This window comes from Streptomyces sp. NPDC014861 (assembly GCF_043081625.1).
GTDB lineage: Bacteria > Actinomycetota > Actinomycetes > Streptomycetales > Streptomycetaceae > Streptomyces.
In genome coordinates, this window is record NZ_JBIBWV010000001.1 from 585,617 (window position 1) to 604,701 (window position 19,085).

16 protein-coding genes are annotated in these 19,085 nt (G+C 73.4%); 7 read left to right on the plus strand and 9 right to left on the minus strand.

The genetic code is table 11. From position 1 onward, the window contains the following. The first annotated feature begins 32 nt into the window (after positions 1–32). Positions 33–989, plus strand: a complete 957-nt coding sequence (locus ACF1BN_RS02530) for an electron transfer flavoprotein subunit alpha/FixB family protein (RefSeq protein ID WP_392329729.1) — start codon at positions 33–35, stop codon at positions 987–989. Positions 990–1,061: 72 nt separating this feature from the next. Here the strand turns inward: ACF1BN_RS02530 and ACF1BN_RS02535 are convergent, their stop codons facing one another. The 3 genes from ACF1BN_RS02535 to ACF1BN_RS02545 form a co-directional block, all read right to left on the minus strand. Beyond that, positions 1,062–1,445 (minus strand): Zn-ribbon domain-containing OB-fold protein, encoded by a 384-nt coding sequence (locus ACF1BN_RS02535; RefSeq protein ID WP_392329730.1) that lies wholly within the window; start codon positions 1,443–1,445, stop codon positions 1,062–1,064. A gap of 140 nt (positions 1,446–1,585) precedes the next feature. Next, positions 1,586–2,314 carry a TetR/AcrR family transcriptional regulator gene (locus tag ACF1BN_RS02540; protein WP_392329731.1) on the minus strand — a complete coding sequence of 243 codons (729 nt, stop codon included), beginning with the start codon at positions 2,312–2,314 and terminating at the stop codon, positions 1,586–1,588. Positions 2,315–2,483: 169 nt separating this feature from the next. Further along, a complete protein-coding gene (locus ACF1BN_RS02545; RefSeq protein ID WP_392329732.1) occupies positions 2,484–3,245 on the minus strand; it encodes an SDR family NAD(P)-dependent oxidoreductase in 762 nt (253 codons plus the stop codon). A gap of 283 nt (positions 3,246–3,528) precedes the next feature. Between ACF1BN_RS02545 and ACF1BN_RS02550 the strand changes: the two genes are divergently transcribed. Further along, positions 3,529–4,086, plus strand: a complete 558-nt coding sequence (locus tag ACF1BN_RS02550; protein ID WP_392329733.1) for a heme-binding protein — start codon at positions 3,529–3,531, stop codon at positions 4,084–4,086. Between the two features lie 209 nt (positions 4,087–4,295). Beyond that, positions 4,296–5,777: a serine/threonine-protein kinase gene (locus tag ACF1BN_RS02555; RefSeq protein WP_392329734.1), complete on the plus strand. Its 1,482-nt coding sequence runs from the start codon at positions 4,296–4,298 to the stop codon at positions 5,775–5,777. An 18-nt stretch (positions 5,778–5,795) separates the two neighbouring features. Here the strand turns inward: ACF1BN_RS02555 and ACF1BN_RS02560 are convergent, their stop codons facing one another. Then, a complete protein-coding gene (locus ACF1BN_RS02560; RefSeq protein WP_392329735.1) occupies positions 5,796–6,950 on the minus strand; it encodes an acyl-CoA dehydrogenase family protein in 1,155 nt (384 codons plus the stop codon). 116 nt (positions 6,951–7,066) lie between these two features. Between ACF1BN_RS02560 and ACF1BN_RS02565 the strand changes: the two genes are divergently transcribed. Further along, on the plus strand, positions 7,067–7,672 hold the full coding sequence (locus ACF1BN_RS02565; RefSeq protein WP_392329736.1) for a TetR/AcrR family transcriptional regulator: 606 nt from the start codon (positions 7,067–7,069) through the stop codon (positions 7,670–7,672). A 56-nt stretch (positions 7,673–7,728) separates the two neighbouring features. Further along, positions 7,729–9,033, plus strand: coding sequence for an ROK family protein (locus ACF1BN_RS02570; protein WP_392329737.1), 1,305 nt, complete (start codon positions 7,729–7,731; stop codon positions 9,031–9,033). Between the two features lie 74 nt (positions 9,034–9,107). On the opposite strand, the gene ACF1BN_RS02575 is transcribed toward ACF1BN_RS02570, so the two are convergent. The 5 genes from ACF1BN_RS02575 to ACF1BN_RS02595 form a co-directional block, all read right to left on the minus strand. After that, a complete protein-coding gene (locus ACF1BN_RS02575; protein WP_392329738.1) occupies positions 9,108–10,247 on the minus strand; it encodes an XdhC family protein in 1,140 nt (379 codons plus the stop codon). A gap of 40 nt (positions 10,248–10,287) precedes the next feature. Next, positions 10,288–11,760, minus strand: a complete 1,473-nt coding sequence (locus ACF1BN_RS02580; RefSeq protein ID WP_392329739.1) for an NCS2 family permease — start codon at positions 11,758–11,760, stop codon at positions 10,288–10,290. Between the two features lie 277 nt (positions 11,761–12,037). Then, positions 12,038–14,440, minus strand: a complete 2,403-nt coding sequence (gene pucD, locus ACF1BN_RS02585) for a xanthine dehydrogenase subunit D (protein ID WP_392329740.1) — start codon at positions 14,438–14,440, stop codon at positions 12,038–12,040. Positions 14,441–14,442: 2 nt separating this feature from the next. Next, entirely contained in the window at positions 14,443–15,030 is a 588-nt protein-coding gene (locus ACF1BN_RS02590) for a (2Fe-2S)-binding protein (RefSeq protein WP_392329741.1), read from the minus strand. Between the two features lie 2 nt (positions 15,031–15,032). After that, positions 15,033–15,923 (minus strand): FAD binding domain-containing protein, encoded by an 891-nt coding sequence (locus ACF1BN_RS02595; RefSeq protein WP_392329742.1) that lies wholly within the window; start codon positions 15,921–15,923, stop codon positions 15,033–15,035. Between the two features lie 316 nt (positions 15,924–16,239). Between ACF1BN_RS02595 and ACF1BN_RS02600 the strand changes: the two genes are divergently transcribed. Both ACF1BN_RS02600 and ACF1BN_RS02605 read left to right on the plus strand, forming a co-directional pair. Further along, entirely contained in the window at positions 16,240–17,934 is a 1,695-nt protein-coding gene (locus tag ACF1BN_RS02600) for a PucR family transcriptional regulator (protein ID WP_392329743.1), read from the plus strand. Between the two features lie 294 nt (positions 17,935–18,228). Beyond that, entirely contained in the window at positions 18,229–19,032 is an 804-nt protein-coding gene (locus tag ACF1BN_RS02605; RefSeq protein ID WP_392329744.1) for a hypothetical protein, read from the plus strand. Positions 19,033–19,085 lie beyond the last annotated feature (53 nt).

Sequence of the window (19,085 nt, forward strand, 5' to 3'; positions counted from 1 at the left end):
CGTCCGTCACCCCACTTCAGGAGCAAGGAACCATGGCTGAGATCCTGGTCCTCGTGGACCACGCCGACGGTGCGGTCCGCAAGCCGGCCCTCGAACTGCTCACCCTGGCCCGCCGGCTGGGCGAGCCGACCGCGGTCGTCCTCGGAGCCGGCGAGGCCGCCGCCTCCGTCGCCGCCACCGCCGCCGAGTACGGCGCGGCCACCGTCTACGTGGCGGACGGCGCCGAGTTCACCGAGCAGCTCGTCGTCCCCAAGGTCGACGCGCTCGCGCAGATCGCGCGGGAGAAGGAGGTGGCCGCCGTCCTGGTGACCTCCTCCGGCGAGGGCAAGGAGATCGCGGCCCGCGTCGCGCTCCGCCTCGGCTCCGGCCTCATCACCGACGCCGTCGAGCTGGAGGCCGGCGCCGAGGGCCCGATCGCCACGCAGTCGGTCTTCGCCGCCTCGTACCAGGTGCGGTCCCGCGTCTCGCACGGCGTTCCGGTCATCACCGTCAAGCCGAACTCCGCCGCCCCGGAGGCCGCCCCGGCCGCCGGCACGGTCGAGAACGTCACCGTCGCCTTCACCGGCAACGCGGCGAAGGTCGTCTCCCGCACCGCGCGCGTCTCCACCGGCCGCCCGGAGCTGACCGAGTCCGCGATCGTGGTCTCCGGCGGGCGCGGTGTCGGCGCCGCCGAGGGCTTCGAGGTCGTCGAGAAGCTGGCCGACTCGCTCGGCGCGGCCGTCGGCGCCTCCCGCGCCGCCGTCGACGCCGGCTGGTACCCGCACTCCAACCAGGTCGGCCAGACCGGCAAGCAGGTCTCGCCGCAGCTGTACGTCGCGGCGGGCATCTCCGGCGCGATCCAGCACCGGGCCGGCATGCAGACGTCGAAGACGATCGTCGCGGTCAACAAGGACCCCGAGGCCCCGATCTTCGACCTGGTCGACTACGGCGTGGTCGGCGACCTCTTCGAGGTGCTGCCGCAGCTCACCGAGGAGATCGGCACCCGCTGACGCGGCCGGACATCCGGACACGGCGAAGGGGGTGGCACTCTGTGCCACCCCCTTTCGGCCTTCCCTCGCGGCTCAGATCCAGCCGTCCAGCGCGACCTCCTCGCAGAGCCGGACGACCGGCCTGCGCCCGGTGTCCGCGGCGCTCGCGAGCCTGACCCGGACGCCCGGGCGCACGGCGTGCGGCGGCCCGTCGACCCGGCAGCGGACGACGAAGCCCTCGGCCATGTGCACCGGCCAGAGGTCCGCATCCGCGGCGGTGTGGGCGCGGCGGACGGTGATCACACCCTCGCCCTCGCTGAGCTGGGGCGCCAGCTCGGTCGACCCGCAGGTCGGACAGAGCAGGCGCTGGAAGGTGGTGGTGTGGCACCAGGCGCAGCGCTGGAAGTAGAGATCGGTGCCCTCGGCCGATTCCTCGGTCCGGACGGCGCCGGGGTTCCTCAGTCCCGTGTGGAACACGATGCCTTCTCCTCGCACTCGGCGGCTCGACCGTGCATGGAGCCCAAGATATGGCACTCAGTGCCAGCAAAGAAAGACCTGAGTTCCCTCAAATCGAGATACTGAGAACCCTTCGTGTTCCGGGAGTGTCCTCCCGCCCCTCAGCTCTCGCCGAGGCTCGACTCGACCTCGCGCACCACGCGCCACATCGGCGTGGACCGCTTGGTGATGACCACGACCACGTCGTCGACCTCGTCGGCGACGGCCTCGCCGGGGACGCCCGGGACCGCGTCGGGGCTCCAGGCGGCCCGGACGAACTCCAGGGCGCGGTCGACCTCCTCCAGCGGGTCGCCCTCGCCCCCCGAGCGCAGCCAGTGCCGCAGGGCGTGGTTGTGGGCGGCGACGACGGCCGCGGCGGCCACGTTGGCGCGCAGGGTGCCGTCCCTGCGGTCGGCCCAGCGGGCGCGCAGGTGGTCGCCGAGGGTCTTCTCGTACCGCCAGACGACGGAGAGCTCGTACGTGCGCAGTCCGGCGACCTCACGGGTGAGCCGGTAGCGCTGGACGGAGAAGGTCGGGTTCTCCGCGTACATCCGCAGGACCAGGCGGGCGGCGTCGCAGACCCGGGCCATGGGGTCGTCGGTGTCGGCGCTCGCGGCGAGGAAGCGGGTCATGTCGTCGAGGCACTGCTCGTGGTCGGGGAAGACCACGTCCTCCTTCGACGGGAAGTAGCGGAAGAAGGAGCGCCGTCCGACGCCGGCGAGCGTGACGATGTCGTCGACGGTGGTCTGCTCGTAGCCCCGCTCCAGGAAGAGCTGGAAGGCCGCGGCGATGAGGGAGTCCCGCATCGCGGGCTTCGGGGTGGTCCGGGGGTTCGTCGCCGCTGCTGCCATGGCACGAACCTAACACCGGTGGCGCCCTCGCGCGGCACTCGGTGCCGGAATTCTCCGGCACCGAGTGCGCTACGACGGGCCCCAGGCGCCCCGGGGGGCAGCGGCCGGCCCCGAGGGTCAGCGGGCGGCCCCGGGGGCGGGGGTCGGCGAACGGCCCCGGGGGCGGGGGTCAGCGGGCTGCCATCCGCAGGGCGCCGTCCATCCGGATCGTCTCGCCGTTGAGGTAGTCGTGCTCGGCGACCATCGTGATCAGGCGGGCGTACTCCTCCGGCCGGGCGAGGCGCTGCGGGAAGGTCACGCTCGCGGCGAGCCCGGCCCGGATCTCCTCGCTGAAGCCGGCCATCATCGGGGTGTCCACGATGCCGGGGGCCACGGTGACGACCCGGATGCCGAACTGGGCGAGGTCGCGGGCGGCCGTGATGGTCATGCCGGCCACGCCCGCCTTGGAGGCGGCGTAGGCGATCTGCCCGACCTGGCCCTCGAAGGCGGCGATCGAGGCGGTGTTGACGACGAGACCGCGCTGCCCGTGCGCGTCGGGCTCGTGCCGGGCGATGGCCTCGGCGGCGAGCCGCATCACGTTGAACGTCCCGATGAGATTGACGTCCACGACGGCGCGGAACAGGTCCAGGTCGTGCGGGCCCTTGCGGCCCAGGACGCGTGCCGAGGGGGCGATGCCCGCGCAGTTCACGGCGAGCCGCAGCTCGGCGCCGTCGGCGTCGGCCTCCGCGAGCGCGGCGCGGACCTGGTCCTCGTCGGTCACGTCGGCGGCGATCAGCCGCACGCCCTCGGGGAGTTCCCCGGCGGCGGCGACGGCCTTCTCCAGGTCGAGCCCGTAGACCGTGGCGCCCCGGGCGGCGAGCGCGGCGGCGGTGGCGGCGCCGAGCCCGGAAGCGGCGCCGGTGACGAGAGCGGCGGAGCCGGCGATGTCCATGGAACTCCTCGTTCGTGTCGTGCGGGTGACCCTGCCGGCGGGTTGGCCGCCGGGCCGGGGGCGCGTCCCCGCGGGGGACCACGCGGTCCGCGCGGTCTGCGCCGCTCACCATAGAACCCGCTACGAGCCGGTGGAGGGACGGGGGTCATCCGATCGGTGGACCCCGGCGTCCGCCGATCCGCCCGCGGCCCGCAGCCGGTGCGCCGACGGTCCGCGCCCGGTACCGGCCGGAGGATGGGGCGTCAGTCGATCTTCGCCCCCCGACCCCTGGAGCGACAGCCCTATGAAGCACGTGAAGAAGGCCCACCGGACCCGTCTGGCGACCGGCGGCGCGATCGTCGCCCTCGGCGTGGCGGGGGTCGGCGCCTACTCCGCGAGCGCCGGCGGTGAGCGGGCCGCCGCCCCGGCGGCCGTCACCGAGGCCGCGACCGTGCACACGGCCTCCGCCGACCGTCTGACGATCGCCGCGGCGACGAAGGCGGCCAGGGCGGCGCTGGACGCGGCCGAGGCGGAGCACCAGCGCGTCACCGTCGCCGTCGTCGACCGCGACGGCAACACGCTCGTCACCCTCCGCGGCGACGGCGCGGGCCCGCAGTCCTACGGGTCGGCGGAGCGGAAGGCGTTCACGGCCGTGGCGTGGAACGCCCCGACCTCGGTCCTCGCCGGGCGCCTGGACCGGGCCCCGAACCTGAAGGACATCCCCGGCACCCTCTTCCTCGGCGGCGGCACCCCGGTCACCGCGGCGGGCGCCCCGGTCGCGGGCATCGGCGTGGCGGGCGCGCCCTCGGGCGACCTCGACGAGAAGTTCGCCCGCGCGGGCGTGGCGGCCCTGGAGAAGTAGCCTCCGAGAACGCCGGACCCCGGTCCGCCTGAAACGGGGGAACACAGGCGAACCGGGGTGGCTCCTCGAGCATACGCCCCAACTTGTTCAAAACGAAATCACCTCGGGATCCCCCGGCGCCCCCGCGCACGGAGGTCCGGCCCGGACTGGCCCGAGCCCGCGCCCCTCTGGAAGGATCACCCCTTCAGGCACACGAATTCGGGGGCACCGTGCAGGAGTTGCAGCCGGAGGATCCCACGTCGATCGGCCCGTACCGCCTCTCGGCGCGGCTCGGCGAGGGCGGGATGGGACAGGTCTTCCTCGCCGTGTCCCGCAGCGGTCGGCGGCTCGCCGTCAAGGTGATCCGCCCCCAGATCGCCGCCGACCCGGGCTTCCGGGAGCGGTTCCGCCGCGAGGTGGCGGCGGCCAGGACGATCGGCGGCTTCTGGACGGCCCCGATCGTGGACGCCGATCCGGAGGGGGCCGTCCCCTGGGTGGCCAGCGACTACATCGACGCGCCCGACCTGGCGGTGCTCGTACGCGGCCGGGGTGCGCTTCCCGAGCCGGAGGTGCGCTCCCTGGCGGCCGGTCTCGCGGAGGCGCTGGAGGCGGTCCACCGGGCCGGTCTGGTCCACCGCGACCTGAAGCCGTCGAACATCCTGGTCACCGGCACGGGCCCGCGCGTGATCGACTTCGGCATCTCGAAGGCGGTCGAGGGCGCCACCGCCCTCACGGGCACCGGCCTGGTGGTCGGGACCCCTGGCTACATGAGCCCGGAGCAGGCCTCGGGCAAACACGTGGGCCCGCCGAGCGACGTCTTCGCGCTGGGCGCGGTCCTGGTGTACGCGGCCACCGGCCGTGCCCCCTTCGGCGAGGGCTCCGCGCCCGCGCTGCTCTACCGGGTCGTCCATGACCGCCCGGCGCTCGACGGCGTTCCCCCGGGCCTCAGGGGACTCGTCGCCGCGTGCCTGGAGAAGGCTCCGCAGCGCCGCCCGTCCGCCTCCCGGATCCTGGACCTGCTCAGCCCGGGCACCGCGACACCCGAGCCCCGGCCCCGGCCCCGCGCCGTCGATCGCGCGGCAGCGGCGGCGAGGGTCCCGAAGACGGCGAAGGCCCCCGATCCGGCCCGGGTCCCGAAGGCGGCGGCTCTCCAGACGGTGGTGGTGAGCTCGGGCCTGCTGGAGACGCCGAGCCGCCGGGAGAACACGGGCGGCTGCCTCGCGGGCGCCGGCGCGCTCGCCGCCGTGCCCGGCGCGATCCTCCTGGCCTTCTTCGTCCCCTGGCCCACCACCGCCCTCACCGCCGCGATCGGCGCGCTCGTCTTCCTGCTCGCGGGCGCCGTCCTGTCCGGCGTGCCGCCCCTGCGGCGGACCGTCGTGCTGACCGCCGATCACCTTCACTGCCGGTTCCAGGACCGGCGCTGGTCCTTGCGGTGGCCGGACGTCACCCACGTCACGATCCGGCCCGAGAAGGCTGGTTCCCGGGAGGGGCGTCGCTGGCAGCTGGCCGCGACCGTCCGCCCCCGCGCGGGCCTGGCCGTCCCCGTCGGCTTCACCGGGAAGAGCGAGCGGGACGGTCTCATGAGGCTCGACTTCGACGCCTCGGAGGATCCCCGCCCGGCCCTCCGCCGCCTGGACGAGGGCCTGCGCCGGTACGCCGGGGTGCGCTACTCCCCCGACCCTGCCCTCACCGCCTACCTGAACGGCTCCTGACCGCCGCCTCCCCGCCCGCTACGCCTCCGGACGCGCGAGCCCCCGGCTGATCACCAGCCGCTGGATCTGGTTCGTGCCCTCGAAGATCTGCATGATCTTCGCCTCGCGCATGTAGCGCTCGACGGGGAAGTCGCGGGTGTAGCCGTAGCCGCCGAGGACCTGGACGGCGTCCGTGGTGACCTTCATGGCCGTGTCCGTGGCGATCAGCTTCGCGGCGCTGGCCTGGCGGCTGAAGGGGCGGCCGAGGTCGCGGCGGCGGGCCGCGTCCAGGTAGGTGGCGCGGGCCGCGTCGACGGCGGCGGCCATGTCGGCGAGGAGGAAGCCGAGGCCCTGGTGGTCGACGATCCGGCGGCCGAAGGTGGTGCGCTCGTTGGCGTAGTCGACGGCGGCGTCCAGGGCGGCCTGGGCGAGGCCGGTGGCGCAGGCGGCGATGCCGAGGCGGCCGTTGTCGAGGGCGCTGAAGGCGATCTGGAGGCCCTGGCCCTCGGTGCCGATGAGCCGGTCCTCCCCGAGGAGGGCGCCGTCCCAGTAGGCGGAGGTGGTGGGGACCGCCTGGAGGCCCATCTTGCGCTCGGGGGCGCCGAAGGAGAGGCCGTCGGTCTCGCCGGGGGCGAGGAAGCAGGAGATGCCGTGGCCGCCGGGGGCGGTGCGGGCGAAGAGGGCGTAGAAGCCGGCCTTGCCGCCGTGGGTGATCCACGCCTTGGTGCCGGTGATCCGGTAGCCGCCGCCGTCCTCCTGGCGCTCCGCCTTGCAGGCGAGGGCGGCCGCGTCCGAGCCGGCCTGCGGCTCGGAGAGGCTGTAGCCGCCGACGAGCCGGCCCTCCAGCATCGACGGGAGCCAGCGCTCCTTCTGCGCGTCGGTGCCGAAGGCGTACAGCGGGTGGCAGGCCAGCGTGTGGACGCTGGTGGCGACCGCGACGGCCGCCCAGCGGGCCGCCAGCTCCTCCAGGACCTGGAGGTAGACCTCGTACGGCTGGCCTCCGCCGCCGTACTCCTCGGGGTAGGCGAGGCCGAGGAGGCCGGCCCGGCCGAGCGTGGCGAAGAGACCCTCGGGATAGGTCTCGGCGGCCTCGTGCTCGTCCACCCGCGTCGAGAGCTCGTTGTCGGCGATCTCGCGGGTGAGGGCGATGAGGTCCGCCGCCTCGGGGGTGGGAAGCAGGCGGTCGACATCCATGGCGACTCCATCGGCGCGCAAAGTGGTACTTGGACGGGTACTCCAGTACCGCTAAAAATAGCGCACTCACGAACGGACGTCCTCCCTCCGCGCGGACGGCCCGGCATACTGTGCGGGTGATCGAGACCTCCGCCGCCGACGCCCCGAAGCTCACGGGCCGGGGCGCGGCGCGCCGCTCCGCCCTCTTCGAGGACCTGGTCGCCCTGCTCGTCGGCGAGGGCTTCGCCCGGCTGACCCTGGACGACCTCGCCGCGCGGCTGCACTGCTCCAAGCGCACCCTGTACGGCCTGGCCGACAGCAAGGAGCAGCTGGTCCGGGCGGCCGTCGTGCACTTCTTCCGGCGCGCCACCGCCCGGGTCGAGGCGGTCCTCGCCGCCGCGAGCGGGCCCGCCGAGCGGCTCTCCGCCTATCTGCGGGCCGTCTCCGCCGAGCTGGCGCCGGTCTCGCCGCAGTTCTTCGACGACGTGGCCGCCTTCGAGCCGGCCGCCGAGGTGTACGAGCGGAACACCCGGGCCGCCGCCGGACGGGTGAAGGAGATCATCGAGGAGGGCGTCAGCGCGGGCGTCTTCCGGGAGGTCCACGTGGCCTTCGCCGCCGACGTCATCGCCTCCGTCATGGTCCGCATCCAGCGGCGGCAGGTGGCGTCGGCCACCGGCCTCGCGGACGCCGAGGCGTACGACCAGCTGGCCGAGCTGCTGCTCAGCGGGCTCCGCCGGGTCTGAGGCGGCCCCGGAATGACCCACCTCCGCCCGATGGACCACTACCGCGAGGGGCCCCAGTGACCAGACCGAACGGCCGGACCGTGCGGGACCTGCGGCGCGAGAACCGCACCGCGGTCCTCCGGCGGCTCTACTTCGACGGCCCCATGAGCCGCTTCTCGCTCGGTCCGGCGACCGGGCTCAGCTCCGGTTCCATCAGCAACGTGGTCGCGGAGCTGGTCGCCGAGGGCCTGGTCGAGGAGGCCGGCAGCGTCGACTCGGCCGGCGGCCGCCCCCGGATCCTGCTGCGCGTCGCCCCCGCCAGCGGCCGCATGATCGGGGTGGACGTCGGGGAGACCCGGATCCGGATCGAGCTCTTCGACCTCACCCTCACCGAGCTCGCCCGCACCGAGCGCCCGCTGGCCCCCGCCGCGGAGGGCGCCGAGCGGTACGAGGTCGGGATCGTCGTCGACCACATCCGCGAGGGCATCGCGGAGGTGCTGCGCACGGCGGACGTCCCTGCGGAGGCCCTGCTCGGCGTGGGCGTGGGCGTCCCCGGCATCGTCGAGCACCCGGCCGGGGGCGGCGCCCTGGTGCACGGCCAGACGGTCGGCTGGGACGCGGTGCCGCTGGAGCGGCTGCTGCGCGAGGCGGTCGAGCTGCCGGCGGAGGTCCCGTACCGGATCGACAACGGCGCCAAGACGCTCGGCCAGGCCGAGATGTGGTTCGGCGCGGGCCGGGGCGCGAGCAGCGCGGTCGTGGTCCTCTTCGGCTCCGGCGTCGGCGCCTGTGTCACCACCGATCCGCCCGCGCCCGGCCGGGCGCTCGAATGGGGCCATCTGAAGGTGCAGGTCCGGGGGCGGCGGTGCCGCTGCGGCGCCCTGGGCTGCCTGGAGGCGTACGCCGGTGCCGAGGCGCTGCTCGAACGGTGGCGGGAGGCGGGCGGCGAGCCGCCGGCCGGCGCGGGCGAGGAGGCGGCCCTCGCGGCGATGACGGCCGCCGCGCACCCCTCCGACGGCGGGGAGCCGGACGCGGCGGCGGTCGCCGTCCTGGCGGAGACCGCCGAGTACCTGGGCGCCGGTTTCGCGGACCTGATCAACCTCTTCCAGCCGGAGCGGATCCTCGTCGGCGGCTGGGCCGGACTCCTCCTCGGCACCCGCTTCCTGGCGGAGGTCGAGCGCCACGCGCGCGCGTACGCCCTGGCGTACCCCGCCGCGCGCGTCACCCTGGGCCTCGGCACGCTGGGACCCGACGCGGTCACGGTCGGCGCGGCGATCCTCCCGCTGGCCGACTTCTTCGCCCGCGGCGGGCGCCGCGAGGACCCGGCGCCCGCCGAGGAGCCCCCCGCCTGGACGGAGACGGTCCGGGACCGCACGGCCCACTGACCGGGACGGCGACGGCGACGGCCCCCACGTCCTCCAGGACGTGGGGGCCGTCGCCGTGGAGGGACCGGCCGGGGTCAGGCCACGGAGCCGATGCGGCCCGCGAGCGGGCTGTCCGGGCCGTCGTGGTGGATGGGCGTGTGGGCGCCGGTGAGCGAGGCGCCGCTGCCGCCCCGCCGGTTGGCGACGATCTCCGCGCCGATCGACAGGGCCGTCTCCTCCGGCGTGCGGGCGCCGAGGTCGAGGCCGATCGGGGAGCGCAGCCGGGCGAGTTCGAGTTCGGTGACGCCGACCTCGCGGAGGCGCTTGTTGCGGTCCTCGTGGGTGCGGCGGGAGCCCATCGCGCCGATGTAGGCGACGGGGAGCCGCAGCGCGGCCCGGAGGAGGGGGACGTCGAACTTGGCGTCGTGGGTGAGGACGCAGAGCACGGTCCGGGCGTCGACCTCGGTCGACTCCAGGTAGCGGTGGGGCCACTCGACGACGATCTCGTCGGCCTCGGGGAAGCGGAGCTTCGTCGCGAAGACGGGCCGGGCGTCGCAGACGGTGACGTGGTAGCCGAGGAACTTGCCGACCCGGACGAGGGCGGAGGCGAAGTCGATGGCACCGAAGACGATCATGCGGGGGGCGGGGACGGAGGACTCCACGAGCAGGGTCAGCGGCTGTCCGCAGCGGCTGCCGTCCTCGCCGATCTCCACCGTGCCGGTGCGGCCTGCGTCCAGCAGGGCGCGGGCCTCGGCGGCCGCGGTGCGGTCCAGCTCGGGGTGGCCGCCGAGCTTGCCCTCGTACGAGCCGTCCGGGTGGACCAGGAGCGCCTGGCCGAGCAGCTCGCCGGGGCCGGAGACGATCCGGGCGAGGGCCGCCGCCTCCCCCGAGACGGCGGCGGCCAGGGCGGCGGGGAAGACCCCGCCGCGGACCGGCGTGACGAGGATGTCGATGATGCCGCCGCAGGTCAGGCCGACCGCGAAGGCGTCCTCGTCGCTGTAGCCGAAGCGTTCGACGACGACCTCGCCGTCGTCGAGCGCCGTCTGGCACAGCTCGTACACCGCGCCCTCCACGCACCCGCCGGAGACCGAGCCGATCGCGGTGCCCTCGCTGTCGACGGCGAGGGCGGCGCCGGGCTGGCGGGGCGCGCTGCCGCCGACGGCCACCACGGTGGCCACGGCGAAGTCGCGTCCCTGCTCGACCCACCGGTGCAGCTCTTCGGCGATGTCCAGCATGTCGGTCTCCTAGGCGGTGTGAGGGGAGGGCGGTCGGGCGTCAGCTGACTCCCAGCCATCCCTCGATCGGGTGAAGGGCGAAGAACACGATGAAGATCGCGGTCAGGCACCACATGAACGCGCCGACCTCGCGGGCCTTGCCCTGCGCCACCTTGATGACGGTGTAGGCGATGACGCCGGCCGCGACGCCCGGGGTGATGCTGTAGGTGAACGGCATCAGCACCACGGTCAGGAAGACCGGGATGGCGACGGAGCTGTCGCCCCAGTTCACGTGCTTGGCGTTCATCATCATCATCGCGCCGATGACGACCAGGGCGGCGGAGCCGACCTCGCGGGGCACGATCTGGGTGATCGGGGTGAAGAAGAGGCAGGCCGCGAAGAACAGGCCGGTGATCACCGAGGAGAAGCCGGTACGGGCACCCTCGCCGACGCCGGTGGCGGACTCCACGAAGACGGTCTGGCCGGAGGCGCCGGAGACGCCGCCGATCGCGCCGCCCGCGCCGTCGATGAAGAGGGCCTTGGACAGACCGGGCATGCGGCCCTTGTCGTCGGCCAGGTTGGCCTCGGTGCCGACGCCGATGATGGTGGCCATGGCGTCGAAGAAGCCGGCGAGCACCAGGGTGAAGACGATCACGCCGACGGTGATGTAGCCGACGTCGCCCCAGCCGCCGAAGTCGACGTCGCCGAAGATCGAGAAGTCGGGGGCGGAGACCGCGCCGCCCTTGAGCTCGGGCGCGCCGTTGGCCCAGGCGCCCGCGCCCTTGGCCGGGATGTCCGCGACCGCGTTGACGATCAGCGAGATGATCGTGCCGCCGACGATGCCGATGAGGATCGCGCCCGGGACCTTGCGGGCCTGGAGGGCGAAGATCGCGAGCAGGGTGACCGCGAAGATCAGGACGGGCCAGCCGACGAGTTCGCCGCCGGAGCCCATGGTGACGGGCGGGCCGAACTGCGGGCCGGCGCCGACGAAGCCGGCCTTGTTGAAGCCGATGAGCGCGATGAAGAGGCCGATGCCGATGGTGATGCCGTGCTTGAGCGGCAGCGGGATGGCGTTCATGATCATCTCGCGGAGGCCGGTGACGACCAGGAGACAGATCACCAGACCGTAGACCACGCACATGCCCATGGCCTGTGCCCAGGTCATCTGCGGCACCACCTGGGTGGCGAGCACACCGGAGACGCTGAGGCCGGCCGCGAGGACGAGCGGCACCTTGCCGACGAAGCCCATCAGCAGGGTGGTCACCGCCGCCGCGAGGGCGGTCGCGGTGATGACGGCCGAGGAGGCGAGGACGTTCTTGTCGACGTCCGGCCCCCCGAGGAGGATCGGGTTGAGCAGGAGGATGTACGCCATCGCCATGAAGGTGGTGACGCCACCGCGGATCTCCGTGCTGACGGAGGATCCTCTCTCCGAGATGTGAAAGTACCGGTCGAGCCAAGAACGTCCGGCGGGGTTGCGCGAGCCGGAGCCCGCGTCTTCCGCGGCGGTCTTGGGCTCCACAGACGACTGGGTCATGGGGCCTACTCCCAAGGTTCAAAGGGGCACCCGCATCAGACTTCGGAAGCTCTGACGTTGAAGCTGCGGGATTTGGGATATTGCGTTGGCTGCACGACCCGGGGGACGGCCCGAGACGAACGGGGTGGTGCGGTACTGCAGGTACTTCGGTACTGCGGGGTACTGCGGGTACTTCGGTACTGCGGGTACTTCGGTACTGCGGGGGGGGTACGACTCCGGGCGGTGCGGGCGGGGAAGGTGTGACGTTCCTGGGAAGGCACACACCGCCCGGAGGGTCCTACAGGGTGCCGGTGAGCGCCTCGGGGCGGACCGGCGTCTTGTTCAGCTCCAGGCCGGTCGCGTTCCGGATCGCCGCGAGGACGGCCGGGGTGGACGACAGGGTCGGGGCCTCGCCGAGTCCCCGCAGGCCGTACGGCGCGTTGGGGTCGGCCAGTTCGAGTACGTCGACCGGGATGGTCGGCGTGTCGAGGATCGTCGGGATCAGGTAGTCCGTGAAGGAGGGGTTGCGCACCTTCGCGGTCTTCGGGTCCACGATGATCTCTTCCATCACCGCGACGCCCAGGCCCTGGGTGGTGCCACCCTGGATCTGGCCGACGACGGAGAGCATGTTGAGCGCCGTGCCCACGTCCTGGGCGGTCGCGAGCTCGATGACCTTCACGAGGCCGAGCTCGGTGTCCACCTCCACCACCGCGCGGTGCGCGGCGAAGGTGTACTGGACGTGGCCGTCGCCCTGGCCGGTGACCAGGTCGAACGGGACGGTCGGGCGGTGCCGGAACTCGTGCTCCTGGTCCACGGCCTCGCCCTCCAGGACGTCGGCCAGGTCCGCGAGGACCTCGCCGCCGTCGGTGACGACCTTGCCGTTCTCCAGGAGCAGTTCGGCGGTGGCCCACGCGGGGTGGTACGAGCCGAACTTGCGGCGGCCGATCTCCAGGACGGCCTCGCGCACCTTCTCGCAGGTGTTCTTCACCGCGCCACCGGTCATGTACGTCTGCCGGGAGGCGGACGTCGAGCCGGCGGAGCCGACCTGGGTGTCGGCAGGGTGGATGGTCACCTGGGTGACGCCCAGCTCCGTACGGGCGATCTGGGCGTGGACGGTGACACCGCCCTGGCCGACCTCGGCCATGGCCGTGTGGACCATCGCGACGGTCTCGCCGTTGATGACCTCCAGGCGCACGCGGGCGGTGGAGTAGTCGTCGAAGCCCTCGGAGAAGCCGACGTTCTTGATGCCGACGGCGTAGCCGACACCGCGGACGACGCCCTCGCCGTGCGTGGTGTTGGACAGACCGCCCGGGAGCGCCCGGACGTCCGCCTGCTCACCTGCGGCGAGCCACTGCTGCTCCGGCGGGAGCGGGCGGGCCTTGACCCGGCGCAGCAGCTCGGAGACCGGGGCCGGGGAGTCCACGACCTGGCCGGTCGGCATGATCGTGCCCTGCTCCATGGCGTTGAGCCGGCGGAACTCCACCGGGTCCATGCCGAGCTTGGCCGCGAGCTTGTCCATCTGGGCCTCGTAGGCGAAGCACGCCTGGACCGCGCCGAAGCCGCGCATGGCGCCGCAGGGCGGGTTGTTGGTGTACAGCGCGACGGCCTCGATCTCGACGTCGTCGATCACGTACGGGCCGGCGCCGAGCGAGGAAGCGTTGCCGACCACGGCCGGGGAGGCCGAGGCGTAGGCGCCGCCGTCGAGGACGATCCGGGCCTTGAGGTGGGTGAGCTTGCCGTCCTTGGTGGCGCCGTGCTCGTAGTGCAGCTTCGCCGGGTGGCGGTGCACGTGGCCGAAGAAGGACTCGAAGCGGTTGTAGACGATCTTGACCGGCTTGCCGGTGCGGAGCGCCAGGAGGCAGGCGTGGATCTGCATCGACAGGTCCTCGCGGCCGCCGAAGGCACCGCCGACGCCGGAGAGCGTCATGCGGACCTTCTCCTCGGGCAGGCCGAGGACCGGGGCGATCTGCTTGAGGTCCGAGTGCAGCCACTGGGTGGCGACGTACAGGTCGACACCGCCGTCCTCGGACGGCACGGCGAGGCCGGACTCCGGGCCGAGGAAGGCCTGGTCCTGCATGCCGAAGACGTACTCGCCCTCGACGATGACGTCGGCGCGCTTGCGGGCCTCCGCCACGTCGCCGCGGATGATCGGCTGGCGGTGCACGATGTTCGGGTGCGGGACGTGACCGGAGTGGTGGTCGTCGCGGCCCTCGTGGATCAGCGGGGCGTCGGGGGCGAGGGCGGAGGCCTCGTCGGTGACGACCGGCAGTTCCCTGTACTCGATCTTGACCTTGGCGGCCGCCCGGCGGGCGGTCTCCGGGTGGTCGGCGGCGATCAGGGCCACCGGCTCGCCGTGGTGGCGGACCCGGCCGTGGGCCAGGACGGGGGTGTCCTGGATCTCCAGACCGTAGTTCTTCACCTCGGTCGGCAGGTCGTCGTACGTGAGGACGGCGTACACGCCGGACATCGCGAGCGCCTCGGAGATGTCGATGGAGACGATCTCGGCGTGCGCGACGGTGGAGCGGAGCGTCTGGCCCCAGAGCATGTCCTCGTGCCACATGTCCGAGGAGTACGCGAACTCGCCGGTGACCTTGAGGGTGCCGTCGGGGCGGAGGGTGGACTCGCCGATGCCGCCCTTGGTGTGCTTCTGGGTGACGTTGGTCGGCGTGCCCGCCGGAGCGGTGCGCGTGTTCTGAGCCATGGTCAGACCGCCTCTCCCTGACGGGCGGCCGCGAGGCGGACCGCGTCGAGGATCTTCTCGTAGCCCGTGCAGCGGCACAGGTTGCCGGAGAGGGCCTCACGGATGTCCTGGTCGGACGGGTCGCTCTGGCGCTCCAGGAGCTCGTCCGCGGCGATCAGCAGACCCGGGGTGCAGAAGCCGCACTGGACGGCGCCGGCGTCGATGAACGCCTGCTGGATCGGGCTCAGTTCGACGCCCTCGCCGGTCTGCGAGTCCTGGGTGGGCTTCGCCTCCCAGCGCTTGGCCTGGTCGAGCGTGGTGCCGCAGGCGCCGGAGGCGCAACCGCCGTGCTCGGCGCGGTCCTTGGCGAACTCGGCGAGGCCCTCGACCGTGACGACCTCGCGGCCCTCGACCTGGCCGGCGGCGACCAGACAGGAGCAGACCGGCACGCCGTCGAGACGGACGGTGCAGGAGCCGCACTCGCCCTGCTCGCAGGCGTTCTTGGAGCCCGGCAGGCCCATGCGCTCGCGGAGCACGTAGAGAAGGGACTCGCCCTCCCAGACGTCGTCGGCTTCCTGCGGACGACCGTTGACCGTGAAATTCACGCGCATGGTTATGCAGCTCCCTCAAGCGTGCGGCCGGCGCCGCGGTACTGCTCCCACGTCCAGCCGAGCTGGCGGCGAGCCATGATGCCGACGGCGTGGCGGCGGTACTTGGCGGTGCCGCGGACGTCGTCGATCGGGTTGGCGGCGGCCGAGCAGAGGTCGGCGAACTGCTTGGCGATCGCGGGGGTGATGATCTTGCCGTTGTCCCAGAAGCCGCCCTCCTCCAGAGCCGCGTTCAGGAAGGCCTCGGCCTCCTTGGCGCGGATCGGGGTCGGCGCGGCGGAGCCGATGCCGGTGCGCACGGTCCGGGTCTCCGGGTGGAGCGCCAGGCCGAAGGCGCAGACGGCGATGACCATCGCGTTGCGGGTGCCGACCTTGGAGTACTGCTGGGGGCCGTCCGCCTTCTTGATGTGGACGGTCTTGATGAGCTCGTCGGGCTGGAGCGCGTTGCGCTTCACGCCGGTGTAGAACTCGTCGATCGGGATGAAGCGGCTGCCTCGGACCGACTCGACCTCGACCTCGGCGCCGGCGGCGAGGAGGGCGGGGTGGGCGTCACCGGCCGGGGAGGCGGTGCCGAGGTTGCCGCCGACGCCGCCCCGGTTGCGGATCTGGGGGGAGGCGACCGTGTGGGACGCGAGCGCCAGGCCGGGCAGCTCGGTCCGCAGGTTCTCCATGATCTGCGTGTACGGAACGGAAGCGCCGAGTCGGACGTTCTCCTCGCCGACCTCCCACTCGCGCAGCAGCTCGATGCGGTTCAGGTCCAGCAGGTACTCGGGGCGCCGGTGGTCGAAGTTGATCTCGACCATGACGTCGGTACCGCCGGCGATGGGCACGGCCGTGGGGTGCTCTGCCTTGGCGGCGAGCGCCTCCTCCCAGCTGGCGGGGCGAAGGAAGTCCATGGTGGCTCTCTTCTAGTGATTCTGGTGATCGGGGGTCGGACGTCTGGGCCCTGGGGGACGTTCGGCCCTCGACTTCGGTGTTCATGTCCTGTTCACGCGGTGTGTGGCCTAGTACACAAGCCAGCCCGGCCCGTGTGCAGTAACCGAAAACATGAAGGAGTTGGCCGGTGCCCCGGCACGTCTTGTAGATTCGAACGAAAGACGGTCGGCGGACACCTCGCCGTTTCCCCCTGGAAACGGCGTGACCACCTGATCGACCCCACCCGTCGAATACGCGACAACCCCACCACCCACTTGAAGGAACGGCGGCGACACCATGCGGCTGCGCGCACTGCTGGAGAACGACGCGCTCGGGCTGCGCCTGCTGGGCGGCGAGGACGAGCTGGACCGCACGGTCCGTGGCGTGATGACCACAGACCTCAAGGATCCCAGCCGTTACCTCTCCGGCGGCGAGCTGGTCCTCACCGGGCTGGCCTGGCTGGGGGACTCGGCGGAGGCGGAGCCTTTCGTCCGGATCCTCAGCCAGGCCGGGGTCGCCGCGCTCGCGGCCGGGGAGGCCGAGCTGGGCGACATCCCCGACGATCTCGTACAGGCGTGTTCACGCCACCGGCTGCCGCTGTTCGCGGTCAACGAATCCGTTGCGTTCGCGACGATCACGGAACATGTCGTTCGACAGGTGTCCGGCGAGCGCGCCGGCGACCTGGCGGCCGTCGTCGATCGCCACAGGCGTCTGATGACCTCCGGACCGGCGGGTGGCGGCCCGGAGGCCGTGCTCGACCTGCTCGGCTCCGACCTGGACCTGCGCGCCTGGGTCCTCTCCCCCACCGGGCGGCAGATCGCGGGCGCCGGCGACCCGCTGGACCCGGCCCTCGCGGCCGGACTGGCGGGCGAGCACCTGGCGGCCACCCGGACCGGCCGGCGCGGCCCGCACCGGCTGACCGCCCAGGGCACCGCGTACTCGCTCTTCCCGATCCGGAACACCGGCCGGGCCGCGGCCCCCGCCTCCCGGGACGTCCGCGAGACCGTCCTGTCCGACTGGCTGCTCGCCGTCGAGGCGGACGCCGGGGACTGGCCCGCCGCCCGTCTCGACCTGCTCCAGGGCGTCACCCAGCTGATCTCCGTCGAGCGCGACCGGCGCGACGCGGCCCGCACGGTCCGGCGCCGGCTCGCCCAGGAGGTCCTGGAGCTGGTCCAGACGGGCGCTGCTCCCGCCGAGATCGCGGCCCGCCTCCGGGTCGCCGCCCCGGTGCTGCTGCCCGGCCTCGGCGCCGCCCCGCACTGGCAGGTCGTCGTCGCCCGCGTCGAGTGGGACCAGGAGGGCGGGCAGTCTCCGGTGGAGCCGGGACCGGTCACCCAGGCGCTCCTGGAGGAGATCCTGGTCGACCCGTCGACCGTCGGCGCCGAGTCCGCCGACCGCATCGCGGTGGCCCACACCGGCGACGAGGCCATCGCCCTGGTGCCGCTGGCGGCCGGGCCGCTGCCGGAGAGCGAGGACGACGGCCCGGCGACCGCCCTGGGCCTGCACGCCGACGCCCTGCTCGCGGCGGTACGCGCTCCGCTCTCGGCCGGCCTCGCCGACGACGGGCGGCTCACGCTGGGCGTCAGCGCCGCCGTGCACTCGGCCGAGGGGCTGCGCGGCGCCCTGGAGGAGGCCCGGCACGCCCGCCGGGTCGCCGCCGCCCGCCCGGGCCGGGTCTGCGCGGCCGGGCACCACGAGCTGGCCTCGCACGTCCTGCTGCTGCCGTTCGTCCCGGACGACGTGCGGCGCGCCTTCACGGCCCGGCTGCTCGACCCGCTGCGGGACTACGACCGGCGCCACCGGGCGGAGCTGATCCCGACCCTGGAGGCGTTCCTGGACTGCGACGGCTCCTGGACGCGCTGTGCGACGCGGCTGCACCTGCACGTGAACACGCTGCGTTACCGGGTGGGCCGGATCGAGCAGCTGACGGGCCGCGATCTGTCCCGTCTGGAGGACAAGCTCGACTTCTTCCTGGCCCTGCGGATGAGCTGACGCGGCCGCCCCCCGGTGCGGAATTCACTCCTTCGGTTGAGTCCGGAGGAGTGGCGGCGGGCCCCCGGGTCCGCCCCTCCGGCGGGGGCCGCCGCACCACGCCTCTCCCTGATCACCCCCGTGATCACGGGCCTCGGCGCCCCCTGACGCCCCGTCGGACCCGGTCCCGGCGGGGCGTCACGCGCGTCCCGCGGCTTTGTGAAATTTTTCACCCGACCCCTTGGCCGGGTGCGGCCGTTCGTGCTGAGATGCCGTCCTACTCAACAGCTCGATGGCGCGCTCGGGGAGGGCAATGTGGCGGACACCGCCATGTCTGGTTCCGAATCAGGGGGCGGCGGAAGCCCGTCCCCCGCCCACGGCAAGGAGACTCCGGTGGAGACCGCCGTGTGGCGGCTCCGCTCACGCGGCTGCTGGGCCGACGCGGCGGCGCTGCTCGCCCCCCGGGCCCACGAACCGGCCGCCGCGCTCGAACGGGCCGCGCTGCTGATCGAGCGCTGCCTCTACACCGAACAGGGCTGGGCCGAGGCCGAGGAGGCGCTGCGCGCCGCCGAGGCGGTCGCGAGCAGCGACGAGGAGCGCGGGGCGGCGGCCTGCGAACGTGGCTATCTCGCTTACGCCTCCACCCTGTTGGGGGTCAGGGACCGCGCCGACGAGGCCCGGATGGCGCTGGGCCGCGCGGCCGCCCTCATCGCCCCCTCGGAGGCGGGCCGGCCGCTCCTGGACTACCGGCGCGGGCTGATCGCCCAGAACCTGGGCGACTCCCCGCAGGCGGCCCGGGCCGCGTACCGCCGCGCGCACGCCGGTGCCACCGCGCAGGGCGACTCGCTGCTGCTCTCCTCCACCTGGCGCCATCTCGCCGGTCTCGCGCTGCGCGAGGGCGAGCTGGCGGAGGCCCGGCACGGCTTCGCCGAATCGCTCCGGATCCGGGAGGAGTTGGGCTATCTGGTGGGGACGGCCCCGGCGCTCACGGCCCTGGCCGACACAGAGACGGAGCCGGAGGCGGGCCGGCTGCGCGCCGAGGCCCGGCGCCTCTTCCGCCTCCTCGGCGGCGTACCGACGTGGCTGGCGGGGCAGTTGACACCCCGGACGGCCATGTGACCGACAGGCGCCCCCGCAGGCCACGGTGACGCTCGGTCACCTGCCGATCGAGG

What these genes read in the sequence shown, in the direction of transcription:
- ACF1BN_RS02530 (WP_392329729.1), top strand. Translation starts at nt 33, where the DNA reads ATGGCTGAGATCCTGGTCCTCGTGGACCACGCCGACGGTGCGGTCCGC.
- ACF1BN_RS02540 (WP_392329731.1), bottom strand. Translation starts at nt 2,314, where the DNA reads ATGGCAGCAGCGGCGACGAACCCCCGGACCACCCCGAAGCCCGCGATG.
- ACF1BN_RS02545 (WP_392329732.1), bottom strand. Translation starts at nt 3,245, where the DNA reads ATGGACATCGCCGGCTCCGCCGCTCTCGTCACCGGCGCCGCTTCCGGG.
- ACF1BN_RS02550 (WP_392329733.1), top strand. Translation starts at nt 3,529, where the DNA reads ATGAAGCACGTGAAGAAGGCCCACCGGACCCGTCTGGCGACCGGCGGC.
- ACF1BN_RS02560 (WP_392329735.1), bottom strand. Translation starts at nt 6,950, where the DNA reads ATGGATGTCGACCGCCTGCTTCCCACCCCCGAGGCGGCGGACCTCATC.
- ACF1BN_RS02575 (WP_392329738.1), bottom strand. Translation starts at nt 10,247, where the DNA reads ATGCTGGACATCGCCGAAGAGCTGCACCGGTGGGTCGAGCAGGGACGC.
- ACF1BN_RS02580 (WP_392329739.1), bottom strand. Translation starts at nt 11,760, where the DNA reads ATGACCCAGTCGTCTGTGGAGCCCAAGACCGCCGCGGAAGACGCGGGC.
- pucD (WP_392329740.1), bottom strand. Translation starts at nt 14,440, where the DNA reads ATGGCTCAGAACACGCGCACCGCTCCGGCGGGCACGCCGACCAACGTC.
- ACF1BN_RS02590 (WP_392329741.1), bottom strand. Translation starts at nt 15,030, where the DNA reads ATGCGCGTGAATTTCACGGTCAACGGTCGTCCGCAGGAAGCCGACGAC.
- ACF1BN_RS02595 (WP_392329742.1), bottom strand. Translation starts at nt 15,923, where the DNA reads ATGGACTTCCTTCGCCCCGCCAGCTGGGAGGAGGCGCTCGCCGCCAAG.
- ACF1BN_RS02600 (WP_392329743.1), top strand. Translation starts at nt 16,240, where the DNA reads ATGCGGCTGCGCGCACTGCTGGAGAACGACGCGCTCGGGCTGCGCCTG.